The sequence below is a fragment of the Bradyrhizobium murdochi genome, from assembly GCF_000472965.1.
Taxonomy (GTDB): domain Bacteria; phylum Pseudomonadota; class Alphaproteobacteria; order Rhizobiales; family Xanthobacteraceae; genus Bradyrhizobium; species Bradyrhizobium murdochi.
This window is the reverse complement of record NZ_AXAU01000016.1, coordinates 141703-160309: the sequence shown is the minus strand read 5'-3', so window position 1 is coordinate 160309 and position 18607 is coordinate 141703. Positions and strand designations below refer to the sequence as shown.

At 62.7% G+C, this 18607-nt stretch carries 16 protein-coding genes, 3 pseudogenes and 2 riboswitches; of the genes and pseudogenes, 9 read left to right on the top strand and 10 right to left on the bottom strand.

Annotation, left to right across the window (positions count from 1 at the left end; translation table 11 throughout):
- Positions 1-96: pseudogene (locus tag YUO_RS49010) on the top strand (integrase core domain-containing protein); the annotation flags it as partial.
- A pseudogene (locus YUO_RS0126725) lies at positions 78-263 on the top strand (IS3 family transposase); the annotation flags it as partial. The pseudogenes YUO_RS49010 and YUO_RS0126725, both read left to right, overlap by 19 nt.
- A 2-nt stretch (positions 264-265) precedes the next feature.
- Here YUO_RS0126725 and YUO_RS41855 read toward each other — a convergent pair.
- A pseudogene (locus tag YUO_RS41855) lies at positions 266-562 on the bottom strand (PaaI family thioesterase); the annotation flags it as partial.
- Between the two features lie 229 nt (positions 563-791).
- On the opposite strand from YUO_RS41855, the gene YUO_RS0126715 reads away from it, so the two are divergent.
- The 3 genes from YUO_RS0126715 (at position 792) to YUO_RS41850 (ending at position 1824) form a co-directional block, all read left to right on the top strand.
- Positions 792-1067: a hypothetical protein gene (locus YUO_RS0126715; RefSeq protein WP_028350019.1), complete on the top strand. Its 276-nt coding sequence runs from the start codon at positions 792-794 to the stop codon at positions 1065-1067.
- Positions 1068-1149: 82 nt separating this feature from the next.
- Positions 1150-1380, top strand: a complete 231-nt coding sequence (locus YUO_RS0126710; protein WP_028350018.1) for a hypothetical protein — start codon at positions 1150-1152, stop codon at positions 1378-1380.
- Between the two features lie 108 nt (positions 1381-1488).
- Positions 1489-1824, top strand: coding sequence for a PilZ domain-containing protein (locus YUO_RS41850; RefSeq protein ID WP_035727708.1), 336 nt, complete (start codon positions 1489-1491; stop codon positions 1822-1824).
- A 12-nt stretch (positions 1825-1836) separates the two neighbouring features.
- On the opposite strand, the gene YUO_RS0126700 is transcribed toward YUO_RS41850, so the two are convergent.
- From YUO_RS0126700 to YUO_RS0126685, 4 genes are all read right to left on the bottom strand, one after another.
- Complete coding sequence (locus YUO_RS0126700; RefSeq protein WP_028350017.1) at positions 1837-2079, bottom strand: DUF6894 family protein; 243 nt, start codon at positions 2077-2079, stop codon at positions 1837-1839.
- A 214-nt stretch (positions 2080-2293) separates the two neighbouring features.
- Positions 2294-2473 carry a hypothetical protein gene (locus YUO_RS0126695; RefSeq protein WP_028350016.1) on the bottom strand — a complete coding sequence of 60 codons (180 nt, stop codon included), beginning with the start codon at positions 2471-2473 and terminating at the stop codon, positions 2294-2296.
- A 728-nt stretch (positions 2474-3201) separates the two neighbouring features.
- The gene (locus YUO_RS46525) at positions 3202-3381 is read right to left on the bottom strand and encodes a hypothetical protein (protein WP_156434032.1); all 180 of its coding nucleotides are present in this window, start codon (positions 3379-3381) and stop codon (positions 3202-3204) included.
- A gap of 692 nt (positions 3382-4073) precedes the next feature.
- A complete protein-coding gene (locus YUO_RS0126685) occupies positions 4074-4316 on the bottom strand; it encodes a hypothetical protein (protein ID WP_156908783.1) in 243 nt (80 codons plus the stop codon).
- A 701-nt stretch (positions 4317-5017) separates the two neighbouring features.
- Between YUO_RS0126685 and recA the strand changes: the two genes are divergently transcribed.
- Positions 5018-6109 carry a recombinase RecA gene (gene recA / locus YUO_RS0126680; RefSeq protein ID WP_028350014.1) on the top strand — a complete coding sequence of 364 codons (1092 nt, stop codon included), beginning with the start codon at positions 5018-5020 and terminating at the stop codon, positions 6107-6109.
- Between the two features lie 235 nt (positions 6110-6344).
- On the opposite strand, the gene gcvP is transcribed toward recA, so the two are convergent.
- The 3 genes from gcvP to gcvT form a co-directional block, all read right to left on the bottom strand.
- Positions 6345-9218, bottom strand: coding sequence for an aminomethyl-transferring glycine dehydrogenase (gene gcvP, locus YUO_RS0126675; RefSeq protein WP_028350013.1), 2874 nt, complete (start codon positions 9216-9218; stop codon positions 6345-6347).
- A 198-nt stretch (positions 9219-9416) separates the two neighbouring features.
- Positions 9417-9782 (bottom strand): glycine cleavage system protein GcvH, encoded by a 366-nt coding sequence (gcvH, locus tag YUO_RS0126670; protein WP_028350012.1) that lies wholly within the window; start codon positions 9780-9782, stop codon positions 9417-9419.
- A gap of 25 nt (positions 9783-9807) precedes the next feature.
- Positions 9808-10953 (bottom strand): glycine cleavage system aminomethyltransferase GcvT, encoded by a 1146-nt coding sequence (gcvT, locus tag YUO_RS0126665; RefSeq protein ID WP_028350011.1) that lies wholly within the window; start codon positions 10951-10953, stop codon positions 9808-9810.
- Positions 10954-11008: 55 nt separating this feature from the next.
- Positions 11009-11087: riboswitch (glycine riboswitch) on the bottom strand.
- Positions 11088-11090: 3 nt separating this feature from the next.
- Positions 11091-11181: riboswitch (glycine riboswitch) on the bottom strand.
- Positions 11182-11506: 325 nt separating this feature from the next.
- On the opposite strand from gcvT, the gene alaS reads away from it, so the two are divergent.
- The 3 genes from alaS to YUO_RS0126650 all read left to right on the top strand — a co-directional run bounded on the left by alaS (position 11507) and on the right by YUO_RS0126650 (position 16274).
- Entirely contained in the window at positions 11507-14179 is a 2673-nt protein-coding gene (gene alaS, locus YUO_RS0126660; RefSeq protein ID WP_028350010.1) for an alanine--tRNA ligase, read from the top strand.
- An 821-nt stretch (positions 14180-15000) separates the two neighbouring features.
- Positions 15001-15324 carry a septal ring lytic transglycosylase RlpA family protein gene (locus YUO_RS45080; RefSeq protein WP_083754727.1) on the top strand — a complete coding sequence of 108 codons (324 nt, stop codon included), beginning with the start codon at positions 15001-15003 and terminating at the stop codon, positions 15322-15324.
- A gap of 275 nt (positions 15325-15599) precedes the next feature.
- Entirely contained in the window at positions 15600-16274 is a 675-nt protein-coding gene (locus YUO_RS0126650; RefSeq protein ID WP_028350008.1) for a DUF2270 domain-containing protein, read from the top strand.
- 151 nt (positions 16275-16425) lie between these two features.
- On the opposite strand, the gene YUO_RS0126645 is transcribed toward YUO_RS0126650, so the two are convergent.
- The gene (locus YUO_RS0126645; protein ID WP_028350007.1) at positions 16426-16932 is read right to left on the bottom strand and encodes a DUF3455 domain-containing protein; all 507 of its coding nucleotides are present in this window, start codon (positions 16930-16932) and stop codon (positions 16426-16428) included.
- 139 nt (positions 16933-17071) lie between these two features.
- On the bottom strand, positions 17072-18286 hold the full coding sequence (locus YUO_RS0126640) for an NADP-dependent isocitrate dehydrogenase (protein WP_028350006.1): 1215 nt from the start codon (positions 18284-18286) through the stop codon (positions 17072-17074).
- Positions 18287-18607: the final 321 nt, after the last annotated feature.

Here is an 18607-nt window from a genome sequence, read left to right as displayed (position 1 = left end):
CCATGCTGCTCGAACTCGGCATCAAGCATCGCTACACCAGACCCTACCGGCCGCAAACCAATGGCAAGGTCGAGCGCTTCTGGCGAACCCTCGAAGAGGACGTCATCGAGGGCGCAACCTTCGACAATCTCGACCATTTCACCAAAGAGCTGTTCGAGTACCTGATCTACTACAATAACCACAGGCCTCATCAGGCCCTTGCAGGGCTCACCCCGAAGGCCTTTGCAGCCACCAAGACCACCGCGATCCAATCAGCGAATTAGTGAACATCGACAATTGCGCGGTAGCCGCGGTTGGCGGCGAGGTTGGCGATCACCATCGCGGTGTCGGCGAATGCCATCAGCGCCTGGCCCGAGACCGTGCCGCCATTGCGGCACAGCCGCTCCGAGAACGGCAGGCGCAGGATCGCGCCCGGCTGCCAGTCGGCGGCATCGCCGGGCGGCGCAGAGTCAAAGCGCTCGATCGACAGGTTGAGATCCATCACCCATGGCGCAAATACCTCGCCGAGCACGTGCGTTGCTTCCGCGATGCCGAATTCGCCCGCTTGTGGCTGTTGTTGCATGAACGTCCGTTTCCTCATCCGATCTTGTTGTCGGCGCATTGTAGTGGTCATTGCGACGAAGGGAACAGCGGCGTGGGCTGCAAGTCCGGCGCGATCCGCAAAGCGATTGGCGCACGCGCCCGAAACCCTGCAGGCATCGAACCAAAGGCTTGTCCGCGCGTGCTTGGCTTGGCGGTTACGTCGATGGTATCTTTGCCGAAACGCTGAAAGCATCGCAAAGGAGAGCGTCATGAGAATGCTGAGCGCGGCCGTAATGGTGGTGTTGTTGATGGTGCCGGCCCACGCGCAGATGACCCCCAATATCAACCTGATGCCGGAAGTCCAGTCCAAATCGCCGGAGGAAAGGGAGCAGGAAGCGATCAGGGATAAGGCTTACAAGGATTCCTTGCGGAAGATTCCCGACGCCAAGACGTCTTCCGATCCGTGGGGCACGGTGCGCAGCACCGAGGCGCCCAAGGCCGCGGCGCCCGCCAAGAAGAACAAGACCGGCAGCAGCAGCCAGTAGCTTCCCCGCCAAAGCGGCGGGTAGGATTCGTTCGCCGCTACCCCTATATTTGACCTGTCGTCATCGTGTCTGGAGTTACGACATGGTCTTTCGTCCGCGCGATCTCGCGAGCCGGATGGCCGGCCGGCGCAAGCTGGGCGACGGCTACCTGCGCGAGACGTTTACTTTGCCGCGCGACCAAGCGAGGGCGAGGGCGCGCGACTTCCTCAACCGCTATCCCAAGGCAGCCTATATGAGTTCGGTCGAAAGCTGGCGCGAGCTGCCCAGCGGCGACATCGAATTCACGATGCGCCGGCTTGCCAGCGCCGACTAGGCGACCACCAGCTCGCGTCGGAATTAATACCGACTCCAGGATTTTTGCGGGATCCCGATAACCCGGTATTCAGGTATTCCGCCTACGGTTCCCCGCTCAGGAGAAATCATGGCGAGAGACCGCAAAGACCTTGGTGCCCGCAAGTTCGTTCGGGTCGACTTGCGCAAGCGGGGATTCCTGATTCCGGCGCCGGATGCGCCATGGATCGAGTGCTACGTCCTCGACATTTCCGACAACGGCGCCTGTCTGGATGTGGGCGAGCTCGCGGTTCCCAAGGTGTTCGGCCTTTCTCTCACCGCGGGCGGCGAGGTGCGACGGGTATGCACGCTGATCTGGCGCAGGGGTGAACTGGTCGGCGTCCGCTTCGTCTCCGCCCGGGAGCTGCGCAACGGCGTGGCGCCGCCAAATGAACCCGATGTCGCTTCCCGGAAGGCCCACGCCTAATTTACCGCTCGCTTAATCCGTATCCTGCAGCGTCTCGGCCACCAGGCGAATCCGGAATATCGGCTTCCTGGATTCATCCAGCAATTCCATCTGCCACTCGGTGTTTTCGGGCAGCTCGCGGGAAACGTCCGCGATCATGTCACCGCAGACCCCGGTCATTTCCTTCCACGCGGCGTTGTGATCGGCAAATTCCGCACCGTCATTGCTGACGCACGCATCCTCGCCATGTCGAACGCTGAAGAAAAAGATCGGCATGGCAAGCTGACCAAATGTAAAATGGGGCCGCCGTTGGCCCTGAGATCTCCCATTTGCCGGGGAGTGGATTCCTCGCCTATCGAAAGATCAACCCCGGGTTTTTACGGGCCCAAGCACATTGCCGGGCATATAGATCGGGTTGTCGCTCAGATCTAACCTGATGTTGTTGCAGGGAAATTTCTCCGATGGAAGGCCTGTAGAGGCGGCCGCCGGGTTACTCCCGCTCGGCTTTTTTCAACTCCCGGTCGATCCGAAGCTGGACCCGCCGGATGGCAAGCAGATTGAGCCTGGCTTCGGTCTTGCCCGTGACGACCTTGTCGCCGATACGGAATTGCCATTTCCAGATGCCCGGAGCGACCGCCGTCACGGTGTATTCGACGCCCTTGTGGATCATAGAGAAATCCCGCTGCGGCTCCCGACCGCTTCAAACCGGACCTCTGACTTAAAATTGCAATTGTTCTTGCCGCAGGCAATGCCTTTGCCGCGACGCGCACGGCCGAAATCCGCTCGCGGGGCTTCAACCCCATGGGCGTGACCGAATTCCCTTGCCGAATTCCCTTGTCGACCTAATTTCCGCGGCGCGCAAAAAGCGCTGCGCCGCGCAAGCGGAGTATGGTCGCTTGGCGGCGCAGGCCTATTCCCCGAGTGATGCAATATCCCAGGCAAGAGTTTTGTCGGGGCGATGCGAAAAAGGTTCAACGCACCGAGACAAACTTGCGGGCGATTTGCACGTGCGTAGGGCGCGGCCGTCCGCTTGGATGCCGGCTTCCTATTCCTGGCGCGACGGATAAGGCTGCCGCGGCGGAATGTGGGTTCTCGACGGCGCGTCCGGCCGGACGGGCTGCGGCACCCTTGGGGGCTCCGGCGCGCGGCTCAGGTTCAACAGCCAGGTGAGAAGAAGACGGGCGCCATGGTGTTGAAGCGTCGGCAGGATGGGTTCGTAGGCACGGAGGGTCCCAGGGGCGGTCGCTTGTATCTGCATCCGCTGGGCATAGTGTACAGCGCCTTGAAGGACCGTTCAGATGGAGCCGCAAGCACGCTTAAAATTGTAGGCGACGTCACGTCCCGATTTGCTGCTTGGATAACGATGAGGCCGCCTGTTCGGCGGCCTCATCGCGAGAGCTAGCCTTCCGGCTGCTCTACATCGGGCGCCCGGGGGCTGGCGTCGGGCGCCTCTTCACTCCTGGCCCGAAGGTCGGCGGCCTTGTCGAGAAAACCCGCGGCGATCTCTGGATCCGTGGTGGCCATTGCAAATTTAAGAAAGGTTGCAGCTTGTTCCGTAAGGTATTTCTTGCCCGGCACAATATTGGTTCCCCGTCACTACCCGTCGCTACCCTGCCGCACCCGCTGCAATTACGCACTGCGGTGAAATCCGTTCCGGGAAAAGTGCAAAACTAGACTTAAGTCGGGTGCGCTCCGCGGATCGTGCGTTCGGACCGGCTGGGGCGGGGCGCCGAAGGCGGCAATCTCACGAGGCAGTGGGGCGCGGTGTCCTCGCCCAAAAGCTTCCCGGTTTCCTTATGGATGAAGTGGAGCCGGCTGCAGGCGAGGCAAACGACGGACACATACGAATTGGGCTCGTCCTCCGGCGCGGTCGCCGGAAGCCAATGCTGCACCTTCGTGCCCAGCCGTGGGCATGTGAAAGGATATGTCGGCTCGTCATTGGCGAGAAATATGCAGAGGCTGGGTGGGTAGGTCACCTCCGTGTGTTTGCGCAGTTGGGGGACAGTCCGGGCAGCGAAGGCGAGGCGCGGCTATCTTCCTCAAGACGCACCGGGAGATGGGATTGGAGATACCTGGGGTTCCGGTATTGGAAACACCGTGGTGTTACGGACTCCAAAAAAGGGTGCGGAGAACTCTATGCTTGATGGTGCCGGGGCTGCTTTTCATCCCGAACCAATTTGTACCGGCTGGGGGCCGCCGAAAGGCGGCCCTTTCAATTTGCGCGAGACCTTTTTGGGAAGAAGCCGCCAACACCGGCGGCCTCTTGAGCACTAACGGTAGCCTTTGCATTTGGTCTCTTCTTTGTACTCGCCGTTGCGCTCCCACTTGCGTTCGATCTTGCAGGGACCTCGGTAAAATTCCTGCTTGTACTCGCGTGCTTCATTGTAGCTGCGGCCATAGTAGCCGCCGCGATCATAGCCCCAGCGGCCCTTACCGCTTTCGTCTTTCCACGGGTCGGCCAATGCCGGACCGGCGAGCATCGCTACGCCGACAATCACTAGGGCCCATTTCATCGCCATTCCTCCTCCACCGGGTTCCGGCAAACTTAACTAGGCGGGGATAAATTGGTTCGAATACAAAAAGGCCTAACGCCCAAAATCAAAAAGGGACCGCCGCCAACCCGACGGACTCTATCGCTATTGCAGCCGACTTGGTGTCGGCTGGCGGTATCAGCGGCGCAAGAGCGTTTCGATCTCGCGCTAAGATCGGGAGCTTGCTCTGAAGCGAAGGAGGCCGCCTTACTGGCCGCCTCTTTACTAGTGAACTGCTCTTTCAAGAGGGAGGCGTAGTTCTGCGGCGCGCTCGGCGCGCTCCTTTTTCCGAAACTCTATCTCTCGCCGCTCGAAAGCAATCAGCTCCTCTTGCGCCGATTGTAGAAAGCGGTCGCGCGGCGTTACGGCTAGCTGTGTATGTCCCGTCATTACTCACCCCGTGTGCCGCCCCAGCCTATTTGAAAAACTGGAGCCGCAGATCATTCCCGTAAGATTACGGATTTATGACGGCGGCGTGACCGCTCGTGGAGCAATGGGCCACCGCAAAAAACTCAAACCAAGCCAGTGAGGTCGGAAACTGGCCAGTAACCATGGGGTGGCGAAAAGAACATATTGCGAACATAGAACAAAGATGGTACAAGATTTCCCTGACGAAATCGAATCTCAAAAGCCGCTCACGCCGTTTGTCCCGCTCGCGAATCCCCGCCATAAGGAGCACGTATATGTCCGCCACTGCCCTGCGTATCGTTGAAGGATCCTCCATGGATAAGACCAAGGCCCTGTCCGCCGCGCTCTCCCAGATCGAGCGCCAGTTCGGCAAGGGCTCGGTGATGAAGCTGGGCAAGAACGACCGCTCGATGGATGTCGAGACGGTGTCCTCGGGCTCGCTCGGCCTCGACATTGCGCTTGGCGTCGGCGGCCTGCCGAAGGGGCGGGTGGTCGAAATCTACGGGCCGGAATCGTCGGGCAAGACCACGCTGGCGTTGCACACGGTGGCGGAAGGGCAGAAGAAGGGCGGCATCTGCGCCTTCATCGATGCCGAACACGCGCTCGATCCGGTCTATGCGCGCAAGCTCGGCGTCAACATCGACGAGCTCCTGATCTCGCAGCCCGACACCGGCGAGCAGGCGTTGGAAATTTGCGACACGCTGGTGCGCTCCGGCGCGATCGACGTGCTGGTGGTCGATTCGGTGGCGGCTCTAGTGCCGAAGGCCGAACTCGAGGGCGAGATGGGCGATGCGCTGCCGGGGTTGCAGGCGCGGCTGATGAGCCAGGCGCTGCGCAAGCTCACCGCCTCGATCAACAAGTCCAACACCATGGTGATCTTCATCAACCAGATCCGCATGAAGATCGGCGTGATGTACGGCTCGCCTGAAACGACCACCGGCGGCAACGCGCTGAAATTTTACGCCTCCGTCCGCCTCGACATCCGCCGCATCGGCGCAATCAAGGAGCGCGACGAAGTCGTCGGCAACACCACCCGCGTCAAGGTGGTGAAGAACAAGCTGGCGCCGCCCTTCAAGCAGGTCGAGTTCGACATCATGTATGGCGAAGGCGTTTCCAAGATGGGCGAGATCCTCGACCTCGGCGTCAAGGCCGGCATCGTCGAAAAGTCCGGCGCCTGGTTCTCCTATGATAGCCAGCGTCTCGGCCAGGGACGCGAGAACGCAAAAGCCTTCCTCAAGGCCAATCCCGACATGGTCGCCAAGATCGAGATGGCGATCCGCCAGAACTCCGGCCTGATCGCCGAGCAGATCTTGGCAGGTCCCGCCGAGCGCGACGCCGACGGCGAGGAGCCGGCGGACGACGAATAAGTTTTGAGAAACGCTTCAGGGGTTAAGGCCTGAATCGTGACGAACGGGTGCTGCGGACGTTGAGTTGCCGACGTCCTCAGTGCCCGTTTTGTTTTTGCGTTCCCCGAATGCGCAGCGCGACGCTTCTCGATCGGCGCAGTGCGCTGCTGATCCGGGTCTATCCGTTTTGCGCGTGTGTGGGTCCCGGCTCTGCGGAGCAGCGCTAGCGCGCTGCACCGCGTCCGGGACATGAGCCTCACTCCGCCGCTTGCGCGTAATCCTCAACCGGCGGGCACGAGCACACCAGATTGCGGTCGCCATAGACGTTGTCGACGCGACCGACCGGGCTCCAATATTTGTCGGTGCGCGAGATGCCATCGGGGAAACAACCCGTGGCGCGGCTATAGGGGCGGTTCCATGCATCATCGACAATGTCGTGCACGGTGTGCGGGGCGTGGCGCAAGGGCGAGGCTTCGACCTTCCAGCGGCCGATCTCGATCTCCGTGATCTCGCTTCGAATCGCGATCATCGCGTCGCAGAACCGATCCAGCTCCGCCTTCGATTCCGATTCGGTCGGCTCGATCATCAGCGTGCCCGGCACCGGAAAACTCATGGTCGGCGCGTGGAAGCCGTAGTCGATCAGGCGCTTTGCGATGTCATCGACGGTGACGCCGCTCGTCGTCTTCAGCGGGCGGGGATCGACGATGCATTCATGCGCGACGCGTCCCTTGGCGTTCTTGTAAAGCACCGGGAAATGCGGATCGAGGCGGCTGGCGATGTAGTTGGCGTTGAGGATCGCCATTTCAGTGGCGCGCGTCAGGCCTTCGCCACCCATCATCAGGATGTAGATGTAGGAAATCGTCAGGATCGACGCCGAGCCGAACGGCGCCGCCGACACCGGGCCGATCGGATGCGGCACCGCGCCATCGGTTGCGGGGTGGCCGGGCAGATAGGGCGCAAGATGAGCCTTGACGCCGATCGGGCCCATGCCCGGGCCGCCGCCGCCATGCGGGATGCAGAAGGTCTTGTGCAGGTTGAGATGCGAGACGTCGGCGCCGTAGTCGCCGGGGCGGGAGAGACCGACCTGCGCGTTCATGTTGGCGCCGTCGAGATAGACCTGGCCGCCATGGCTGTGCACGATGTCGCAGATCTCGGTGATGTGCTCCTCGAACACGCCATGCGTCGAGGGATAGGTGATCATCACGGCGGCGAGATTCTTCGAATGCTTCTCCGCCTTGGCGCGGAGATCGTCGACATCGACATCGCCCCGCGCGTCGCAGGCGGTCACCACCACTTCCATGCCGGCCATGTGGGCAGACGCCGGATTGGTGCCGTGCGCGGAGGAGGGGATCAGGCAAACCTTGCGGTGCGGCTCGCCGCGCGCGGCATGATAGGCGCGGATCGCGACCAGCCCGGCATATTCGCCCTGTGCGCCGGAATTCGGCTGCAGCGAGATCGCGTCATAGCCGGTGATGTCGCACAGCCATTTTTCCAGTCGCGCAAACAGCGCGTGATAGCCGGCCGCCTGCTCGCGCGGGGCGAACGGATGGAGCGAGCCGAATTCCGGCCAGGTCAGCGGGATCATTTCCGTGGTCGCGTTCAGCTTCATGGTACAGGAGCCGAGCGGGATCATGGCGCGGTCGAGCGCGAGGTCGCGATCACTGAGCTTGCGCATGTAGCGCAGCAGCTCCGTCTCGGAGCGGTGCGTGTGGAACACGGGATGGACGAGGAAGGCGCTGTCGCGCTTCAATTCGATGGGCAGCGTTTCGCGCGCGTCCAACTCGACATCCGCATAGGACAGCTTGCCGCCGAAGGCGCGCCACACCGCTTCCACCGTCGCAGGCGTGGTCGTTTCGTCCACGGCGATGCCGAGCGTGCCGTCACCGATACGAAGATTGATCTTCTCGGCGAGCGCGCGCGCGACGATCTCGCTCTGCTTGGCGCCCGCGGCGACGGTGATCGTATCGAAGAACGCCGGCGAAGCCGGCGCATAGCCGAGTTTTGTCAGCCCCGCCGCCAGCACCGCGGCGCGGCGGTGCACGGTGCGTGCGATATGCGTCAGCCCCTCGGGGCCATGATAGACCGCGTACATTGAAGCGATCACCGCCAGCAGCACCTGCGCGGTGCAGATGTTGGACGTGGCCTTTTCGCGGCGGATGTGCTGCTCGCGGGTCTGCAGCGCCAACCGATAGGCGGGCTGCCCCCGCGAATCCACCGACAGCCCGACGATGCGGCCGGGCAGCGAGCGTTTCAGCGCGTCGCGCACCGACATATAGGCCGCGTGTGGGCCGCCATAGCCCATCGGCACGCCGAACCGCTGCGCCGAGCCGATGGCGATGTCAGCGCCAAGCTCGCCGGGGGAGGCGATCAGCGTCAGCGCCAGGAGATCGGCCGCGACGACGGCGAGCGCGCCCTTCGCACGCAACGCCGAGATCGCCGGCCGCAGGTCGCGCACCGCGCCCGTCGTTCCCGGATATTGCAGCAGGCCGCCGAACACATCGGCGCCTTCGAGATCGGCGAGGGGATCGCCGACGATCAGATTCCAGCCCAGCGGCTCGGCACGGGTGCGCAGCACCGCGAGCGTCTGCGGATGCACTTCCGCATCGACGAAGAACGATTTTGTCTTCACTTGCGAGGCGCGCTCGGCCAGCGCCATCGCTTCGGCTGCGGCGGTGCCTTCATCGAGCAGCGAAGCGTTGGCCACATCGAGGCCGGTGAGGTCGCAGATCATGGTCTGGAAGTTGAACAGCGCCTCCAGCCGCCCCTGGCTGATTTCCGGCTGATACGGCGTATAGGCCGTATACCAGGCCGGGTTCTCCAAAACATTGCGCTGGATCACCGTTGGCAAAATGGTGCCGGAATAGCCCTGGCCGATCAGCGAGGTGAAAACCTGGTTTTGCGCGGCGAGCTCGCGCATATGCGACAGCGCCTCGGTTTCGCTCAACGCGGTGCCGAGATCGAGCGGCTTCTCCTGCCGGATCGAGGAGGGCAGCGTCTGGCTCATCAGCTCGGCGAGGCTGTTCGCGCCGACGTTCTCCAGCATCGCACTGATGTCCCGGGGCGAGGGGCCGATATGCCGGCGCACGAAATCGGTGGCGGCTGCGGCGGTGGTCTTGAGCGGCGCGTTCATGTGGGCCTCGCTAGAATTTGCAAAATTCGGTGTCATCGTCCGCCCTGTGCGCAATCGCGCAGTTGGGGCGGGACGATCCAGTACGCCGTCTGCGATGAACCGCTAGGCCGCGGCGTACTGGGTCGCCCGGTCCCAGTGCGCAATTGCGCACAAGGCCGGGCGATGACAGTGAGTGTGTGGTCGCAAGGTTCATCATCCTCACGCCGTGTGTGACTTGTAGGCGGCCTCATCCATCAGGCCGCCGAGTTCGCTTTTGTCCGCGATCTTCAGCTTGAAGAACCAGGCCTTGCCGCCGGCGTCGGAATTCACCAGCGCGGGTTCGGCGGCGAGCGCCTCGTTGACCTCGATCACTTCGCCCGAGATCGGCGCGTAGACGTCGGAAGCGGCTTTCACCGACTCCACGACCGCGGCGGCTTCGGCCTTCTTCAGGGCGCGGCCGACTTTCGGCAATTCGACGAACACGACGTCGCCGAGCTGCGATTGCGCATAGTCGGTGACGCCGATGGTGGCGACATCGCCCTCGATGCGGAGCCATTCGTGGTCGGATGTGAACAGCGTCGTCATGGAATTTCCTTCAGCGTTTGCAAGTTCAGCGTTTGTAGGCGTTGGGAACGAATGGCATGGCTGCGACCTGCAGCGGCAGGCGCTGGCCGCGCACTTCGGCGAAAACCTGCGTGCCGTTTGCGGCAAGCGCGGTCGGCAGGTAGCCCATCGCAACCGGCGCATTGAGGCTCGGGCCGAAGCCGCCCGACGTGACCTTGCCGATGGCGTCAGTCGAAGCGGTATCCGCAAACAGCGGCGCGCCTTCGCGCACCGGCGCGCGGCCTTGCGCGCGCAAGCCGACGCGGCGTCGCGATGCGCCTTTTTCAAACTGTGAGAGGATTTTTTCTGCGCCCGGAAAGCCGCCTGCGCGGGCGCCGCCGCTGCGGCGGCTCTTCTGCACCGACCATTCCAGCGCGCCCTCGACCGGCGTCGTTGTGGTGTCGAGGTCGTGGCCGTAGAGGCAAAGCCCGGCTTCCAGCCGCAGGCTGTCGCGCGCCCCTAAGCCGATCGGCAGCACGTCGGGGTTTTCCAGCAATGCCGCCACCAGCGCCTCGGCCTGTTCGGCCGGCACCGAAATCTCAAAACCGTCCTCGCCGGTATAGCCGGAGCGGGAGACGAAGCAGTCGAAGCCGGCGACCTTGCGCGGCCCGGTATCCATGAACCGCATTGCCGTCACGTCTGCACCAAGTTTCACCAGCACCGATTCCGCCTTGGGTCCCTGCAGCGCGATCAGCGCGCGATCGGCCAGCGAATCGATGACGCAGCTCTCGGAGAGATGAGCGCGTAGATGCGCCTCGTCCTCGGTCTTGCAGGCGGCGTTGACGACCAAAAACAAGTGATCGCCGAAATTCGCCACCATCAGGTCATCGAGAATGCCGCCGTCGTCATTGGTGAACTGGGCGTAGCGCTGCCGTCCCGGCGCAACCGCCACGATGTCCTGCGGCACCAGCCGCTCCAGCGCCAGCGCCGCATCTTCGACCTTGCCAGATTTCGCCCGCAGCGCGAGTTGGCCCATATGCGAGACGTCGAACAGGCCGACGGCGCTTCGCGTATGCAGATGTTCCTTCAGGACCCCGGCCGGGAATTGCACCGGCATCTCGTAGCCCGCGAACGGAACCATCTTGCCGCCGCGTGCCACATGGAGCGCGTGCAACGGGGTGCGTTTGAGGGAGGATTTGTCGCTTGCCAGCATCGTCAAGGCCCTCATGGGTTCCGGAGACCAGTCTCCAAAAACCCAAAGAAAGCCCCATCTGTCGCTGTGCCTGAGAGTATTATCCCGTCGGCGGACACCCTGGGCGCGTGTTGCCCGGCGTCTCTTTCCAGATGCTATTTCGTCACGCGGTCCGTTTGCCTGAGAGTTTCCGGGGCGGTTGCTCCTTCGGCGCCGGCGCTTAAGCCGATCTCTCCCGACGTGACGTCTTACAGATAAGAGGGAAACACAGCCCTGCCAAGCCTGTCAACGCAGCCGCAACATTATCAACGGGACTTGCGTGCCCATCTTGTGTGCTGCGGCAAGCCTATGATCCGCCTGCACAGTTTCTGGACACCGCAGGCCGCCTTGTCTAAAAGCGTTCCGGGGAGCGCGGCCAGCAAAAGTGGCTCCCGGTTTTGCGTCCGGCCGCGCTCCAAAACCATAAAATTGGGCGCATGATCTTTTCGCCAAACCGCTTAACACTTGGCGGATCATGCGCCGAGGTTAAAGGCTGGTTGCGGCCCATTCCGGCCCTTTTTTCGATTGGATGAACATGAGCGGCGTCAACGAGATCAGGTCGAAATTTTTGGACTTCTTTGCGGAGAACGGTCACGAGATCGTGTCGTCGTCGCCGCTCGTGCCGCGCAACGACCCGACCTTGATGTTCACCAATGCCGGCATGGTGCAGTTCAAGAACGTCTTCACCGGCGTCGAGAAGCGCGCTTACCAGCGTGCCACAACCTCGCAGAAATGCGTGCGCGCCGGCGGCAAGCACAACGACCTCGACAATGTCGGCTACACCGCGCGGCATCTCACCTTCTTTGAGATGCTCGGCAATTTCTCGTTCGGCGACTATTTCAAGGAACGTGCAATCGAGCTCGCCTGGAACCTGATCACCAAGGAGTTCGGGCTGAAGAAGGACAAGCTGCTGGTCACCGTCTACCACGACGATGAGGAGGCGGCGCGCCACTGGAAGAATATCGCCGGCTTCTCGGACGACCGCATCATCCGGATCGCGACCTCGGACAATTTCTGGGCGATGGGCGATACCGGCCCGTGCGGTCCGTGCTCCGAGATATTCATCGATCGCGGCGAGCATATCTGGGGCGGGCCTCCGGGCAGCCCGGAAGAGGACGGCGATCGCTTCCTTGAATTCTGGAACCTGGTCTTCATGCAATTCGAGCAGGTGACGAAGGACGAGCGCGTCGCGCTGCCGCGCCCCTCGATCGACACCGGCATGGGGCTGGAGCGCATGGCCTGCATCCTGCAAGGCGTCGACAGCGTCTTCGAGACCGATCTTTTCAGTCACTTGATCGACGCCGCCGCTTCGGCGCTCGGGCATGGACCGGACGAGAAGAACGTCGCGTCGTTCCGGGTCATCGCGGACCACCTGCGCTCTTCAGCCTTCCTCGTCGCCGACGGCGTGCTGCCGTCGAATGAAGGCCGCGGCTATGTGCTGCGACGGATCATGCGCCGCGCGATGCGCCACGCGCAGCTCCTCGGCGCGCGCGAGCCGCTGATGCATCGCCTGGTGTGGGCGCTGGTGCGCGAGATGGGCCAGGCCTATCCGGATCTGGTGCGCGCCGAAGCGCTGATCGAGGAAACGCTGCGGCTGGAAGAGACCCGCTTCCGCAAGACGCTGGAGCGGGGTCTTGCGATCCTCGACGAGAAGAGCGCGGGCCTGAAGAAGGGCGACATGTTCGACGGCGATACCGCCTTCACGCTGTACGATACCTATGGCTTCCCGCTCGACCTGACCCAGGATGCGCTGAAGTCGCGCGGCATCAGCGTCGATCAGGCGGCGTTTTCGGACGCGATGGAGCGGCAGCGCGTGAAGGCGCGCGCATCGTGGGCCGGCTCGGGCGATACTGCCAGCGAGGCCATCTGGTTTCCGTTGCGCGAAAAGCTCGGCGCCACCGAATTCCTCGGCTACGACACCGAAAGCGCCGAGGGCGTGGTGACGGCGCTGGTGAAGGACGGCAAGGATGCCGACAGCCTGAAGGCTGGCGAGACCGGTGCGATCGTGCTGAACCAGACGCCGTTTTATGCGGAGTCCGGCGGCCAGGTCGGCGACATCGGCCTGCTGACGGGCGAGGGCGTCAAGTTCCGCGTTACCGACACGCAGAAGAAGGCGGGCGATCTGTTCGTGCATCTTGGCACGGTGGAGCAGGGCACGCTGAAGGTAGGCACCGCGCTGCAGCTCGAGGTCGATCATGCGCGCCGGTCGTCAATCCGCGCCCATCACTCGGCGACGCATCTGCTGCACGAGGCGCTGCGCCAGGTGCTCGGCGATCACATCGCCCAGCGCGGCTCGCTGGTGGCGCCCGATCGTCTGCGCTTCGACTTCGTGCATCCAAAGCCGATCACGGCGGAAGAGCTCGCCCGCGTCGAGGACATCGCCAACGAGGTGGTGCTGGAGAATGACGAGGTCACCACCCGCATCATGGCGGTGGATGACGCTCGCGAAGCCGGAGCTCGCGCCCTGTTCGGCGAGAAATACGGCGACGAGGTCCGCGTGGTCTCGATGGGCAAGCAGGCCCGCGCCCACGGCCAGAACGCGCTCGGCTGGTCGGTCGAACTGTGCGGCGGCACCCATGTGCGCCGTACCGGGGATATTGGCTTGATCTCGGTGACCGGCGAAAGCGCGGTGGCCTCAGGGGTACGGCGCATCGAGGCGCTGACCGGACGTCACGCCCGCAAGCACGCCAATGATACGATGGCGATTGCGAAGACGGCGGCGTTCGAGCTGCGCACCAGTGTCGACGACATGCCGGCGCGCATCGCGGCCTTGATGGAAGAGCGCAAGAAGCTGGAGCGCGATCTGTCGGATGCGCGCAAGAAGCTCGCGATGGGCGGCGGCGCCGGCAACGGCGCGGCAGCGGGCGGCGTGCGCGAAGCGGGCGGCGTCAAGCTGCTGGCGCGTGCGGTCGAGGGCGTCGAGACCAAGGATCTCAAGAGCCTGGTCGACGACGGCAAGAAGCAGATCGGCTCCGGTGTGGTCGCGATCGTCGGCGTCACCGAGGACGGCAAGGCTGGCATCGTCGTCGGCGTCACCGCTGATCTCACCGCGCGATTCAACGCGGTGGAGCTGGTGCGCAAGGGCTCCGAGGCGCTCGGCGGCAAGGGCGGCGGCGGCCGGCCCGACATGGCGCAGGCCGGCGGGCCCGACGGCGCCAAGGCCAATGCGGCGCTGTCGGCGATCGAGCAGGCGATGGCGGGGGCTTAGCGGCAAGCTGAGGCGTGAAATCATAGGCGCCTTGGCCGAGATCGCCAGCGCTGTCGCTGCGATGCAATGGCTGATGATGGATCAACTTGCTGAGCAGGCGCCAGCCATCCCGCCTACAAGTGGAACAGCGGAATGAGCTAACGCCATCTGCATTCGTCACTCTGCAGCCTAATTCGTGGTGATGCTGTAGGGAATCCACGTTGATTGAACCCTCGATGTGCCGGGACCTTGCGGGCATCGTTGGTAGTGGCATTCCGGTAACCAACCCGATCGCTGGACTTACGCGACAGCCGACTTTGGGCGTTCGAGCGAGAGGTGCCAGCATGACCTGGTGGATGATAAGGCCATCTCTATTTGCGTCGATCGTCCTCGGCGCGTCGGTCTGCACAGCGTCAGCGCAGGACGCCAAGGTTTCAGTCGACATGGTGGGAGTAGGGAGCATGAGTTGCGCTCACTGGCGGTCTACAGAAGAGCATGTGTTGGAGGGGACGGTCTGGATTCACGGTTTCTGGACGGGACTCAACTACGTTGCTGCGGCGAGCGGCCAAACACAGCCGAGAATCAGCGTCTCATCGATCGTTGCAGAAGTCGAAAAGGTGTGCGCTCGCAAAACATCACAGACCTTAGCCAGCGCTGTATGGACGACGTATCTCGGGGCCAAGCGGTAGGGCGCCGATTGTCCGGGCGCATCACGCGCTTAGACGATCCTGTTACCGCAGCGATGCCGTGCCGCTTCGTCATTCTGACGCGCTTGCTGGAACTCAGAGGCCCGCGAAAAGTTGGCAGTTGGCCAATTGAGCCTCGGTCCTGGAAGGGTGACGATGATCCGCCCGATATGCGCCGCCCTGGCGCTCGCCTGTCTGTCTGTGCCGGCATTTGCCGAAACCTGCATTGCTTCTCGCTATGGCTACGGCGGCGGCAAGACCGCGTCGGGCGAGCGGATGAGTCCCAATGCGATGACCGCAGCACATCGCGCCAGACCATTCGGCTCTCACGTCACAGTCACCTCACATTCCACTGGGCGAAGCGTCACCGTCCGGATCAATGATCGTGGTCCGTTCGTGAAGGGACGATGCATTGACCTGTCCACCGGGGCCGCGCGTGTACTTGGCATGGCCGGGACTACGATGGTTTCTCTCCGCTGAGATTAGACGAACACAAGTGGGAAGTTGCGCCGTGAACAGCGCCCTGTCGGGTTGCGCGATGTCGTCGGCATTGTAGCCGCGCACGCAACCCAATGCAGACGCCAGGCCGGGATAGTGCGGTGCACCGTTCTATTGCTCGACCTGTTGCTAGCAATTCGGCCTCAGGGCGAGCATAGTTGCGACGTCACAATTCCGGATAGGTTCATCGGCGTTGATGATGTGGACGCTCCCGGTCAACGCCGGTGATCCGCGGTTCGGACAACCGGAGTCCCGCCATGTCTGTTACGGCTTCCAGCGAAACACAGCGCCAACACAGCTTCAATTCTGCCGAAATGGGCGCCATCGCTCATCTCTACCGGGGCGAAGTCTACCGTTCGACAATCTGGAGAACGCGGCTCGACAACACGACCAACTGGGCGATTGTCACAATGGGCATCGCCCTGTCGACGACCTTTTCGAGCCCGGAAGCTTCACCCCTGCCGCTCCTGCTCGTAGGCCTGCTCATTGCCGTGTTTCTCGGCATGGAGGCGCGACGTTATCGCTACTTCAATGTCTGGCGCGCCCGAGCTCGGTGGATGGAGACGAATTTCTACGCGCCGATATTCACCGGTGAAGCCCGCGACGATAGCTGGCAGGTGGTGCTCGGGCGCGATTACACGGCGCCCCGCCACCACATTTCGTTTGTCCGTGCGGCGGGACGGCGGCTGCGTCGCAACTACGTCTGGATTCTCGCCGTCCAGGTGATTGCCTATTACGGCAAGATCGCAATCCATCCGACGCCCGCGTCAACGCTCGCGGAATTTGTCGATCGCGCCGCGGTCGGACCGATTCCCGGCTGGGTCGTTCTGATAATTGGCCTTATCTACAATATCGGCTGGCTGGCGTTTGCGCTCGGCACGATGTGGCTCGACCAACGTGAGCACGGCGGCGACAAGGTGGCGATGGGCTAGCAGGCGATGGCCGCGAGCTTAGTCGCGCCTCGTCATTGCGAGGAGCGCTAGCGACGAAGCAATCCATGTCTCCGCTTGTGGCGAAATGGATTGCTTCGCTTCGCTCGCAATGACGCGGATAAGTCTTAGCCCGGCCAAGACGGAAAAGCCGTCAGCCCTTGCGAAGGAACACGTAGTCCGCGGAGTAGGGCACGTTGCGATAGCTGCTTGCCTTGTCGCAGGCGCCTTCGAGTTTTCCGCCTGTCGTGTTGATCCGCTGCACGGTGGTGACGCCGTTGAGCACTCCGGTGCCGCGGCCGGACGTCACTTCCAGCTTCAGCCAGGGAATATCGTTCGCCGTCGCGCCGGGGGCGTTGCCGACGGCCTTGCCGACGACGGCGCTTGAGTCCATGTGCTCCCAGTTCGGGCCGGTGTAGTGCCGGCCGACGGTCTTGCCGTCGAGCAGCAGAGTCGCGATCGGCTCGCGGAACGCCCAGGCAAGCTTGCCGTCGGCGGCAGCCTTGCATTCGTAGACCTGCGCGCCCTCGGCGTGGAGGGTGAGCTCGGTTTTTTCTCCCAGCGCCGCGACGGCGTCGGGAAGAGGGGTTTGGGCGGAGGCAGGGACGAGCGAGGCGGCTAAACAGAAAACCGGAAGCGCGACGTTCTTAAGCAACGACATAGTGGTTCTCCGTCGTTGGCAACGTCGTCATTGCGAGCGCAGCGAAGCAATCCACAGCGGCATAACTGCTTGATGGATTGCTTCGTCGCTTTGCTCCTCGCAATGACGTGGATATGACTTCGCGAATTACGAAGGCGGCTTATGCCGCCATCGCCTTCTCGAGATTGGCAGCAACCTTGTCGAGGAAACCAGTCGTGGACAGCCAGCGCTGGTCGGCGCCGACCAGCAGCGCGAGGTCCTTGGTCATGTAGCCTTCCTCGACGGTCGCAACGCAGACCTTTTCCAGCGTGTCGGCGAATTTTGCTAGCTGCGGGTTGTTGTCGAGCTTGGCGCGGTGGGCGAGGCCACGGGTCCAGGCGAAGATCGACGCGATCGAATTGGTCGAGGTCTCCTTGCCCTTCTGATGCTCGCGGTAGTGCCGGGTCACCGTGCCGTGCGCGGCTTCGGCTTCCACCGTCTTGCCATCGGGCGTCAGCAGCACCGAGGTCATCAGGCCGAGCGAGCCGTAGCCCTGCGCGACCGTATCCGACTGCACGTCGCCATCGTAGTTCTTGCAAGCCCAGACGTAGCCGCCGGACCACTTCAGCGCGGAGGCAACCATGTCGTCGATCAGGCGGTGTTCGTAGGTGAGCCGCTTGGCCTCGAATTCCTTCTTGAACTCGCGGTCGTAGATGTCCTGGAAGATGTCCTTGAAGCGGCCGTCATAGACCTTGAGAATCGTGTTCTTGGTCGAGAGGTAGACCGGGTAGCCGCGCAGCAGGCCGTAATTGAAGGAGGCGCGGGCGAAATCGATGATGGAATCGTCGAGATTGTACATTTCCATCGCCACGCCGGCGCCCGGGGTCTTGAACACTTCCTTCTCGATGACGGTGCCGTCTTCGCCGACGAATTTCATCGACAGCGTGCCCTTGCCCGGGAACTTGAAGTCGGTGGCGCGGTACTGGTCGCCATAGGCGTGGCGGCCGATGATGATCGGCTTGGTCCAGCCGGGAACCAGGCGCGGCACGTTCTTGCAGATGATCGGCTCGCGGAAGATCACGCCGCCCAGGATGTTGCGGATGGTGCCGTTCGGCGACTTCCACATCTCCTTCAGGCCGAATTCCTTCACCCGGGCTTCATCCGGAGTGATGGTGGCGCATTTGACGCCGACGCCGACCTTCTTGATGGCGTTGGCGGCGTCGATCGTGACTTGGTCGTTGGTCTGGTCGCGGTACTCCATTCCGAGGTCAAAATAGAGCAGTTCGACATCGAGGAACGGGGTGATCAGCTTGTCCTTGATGTACTGCCAGATGATCCGGGTCATCTCGTCGCCATCGAGTTCGACGACGGGGTTGGTCACCTTGATTTTTGCCATGATGGAGGGGGCCTTTTCTCGGAAAACCGCGCGTTTGGGGCGGGGTGGGTGATTATAGGCGGGGCTATAGCACCGCAAATCGGCCGGCGGAAGCCGAGCCGTTATGCACTTTCAACCCATCCTTTAGATCGGAACGCCGCCTGCGTCGCCGTCCCGGCCACCACGTACCAGGTCACGAACAGGCCGCAGATCAGGGCGCCCGGTAGGCTGGCGTCGGTCCGCCGCCAGGTGAGGGTCGCGATCTTGGCGCAGATGGCGAGCAAGGGGTTTGAAGTTTCGATCCCGTGAGAAACAGCCACACTAACCCTGTTATTTTGCTTG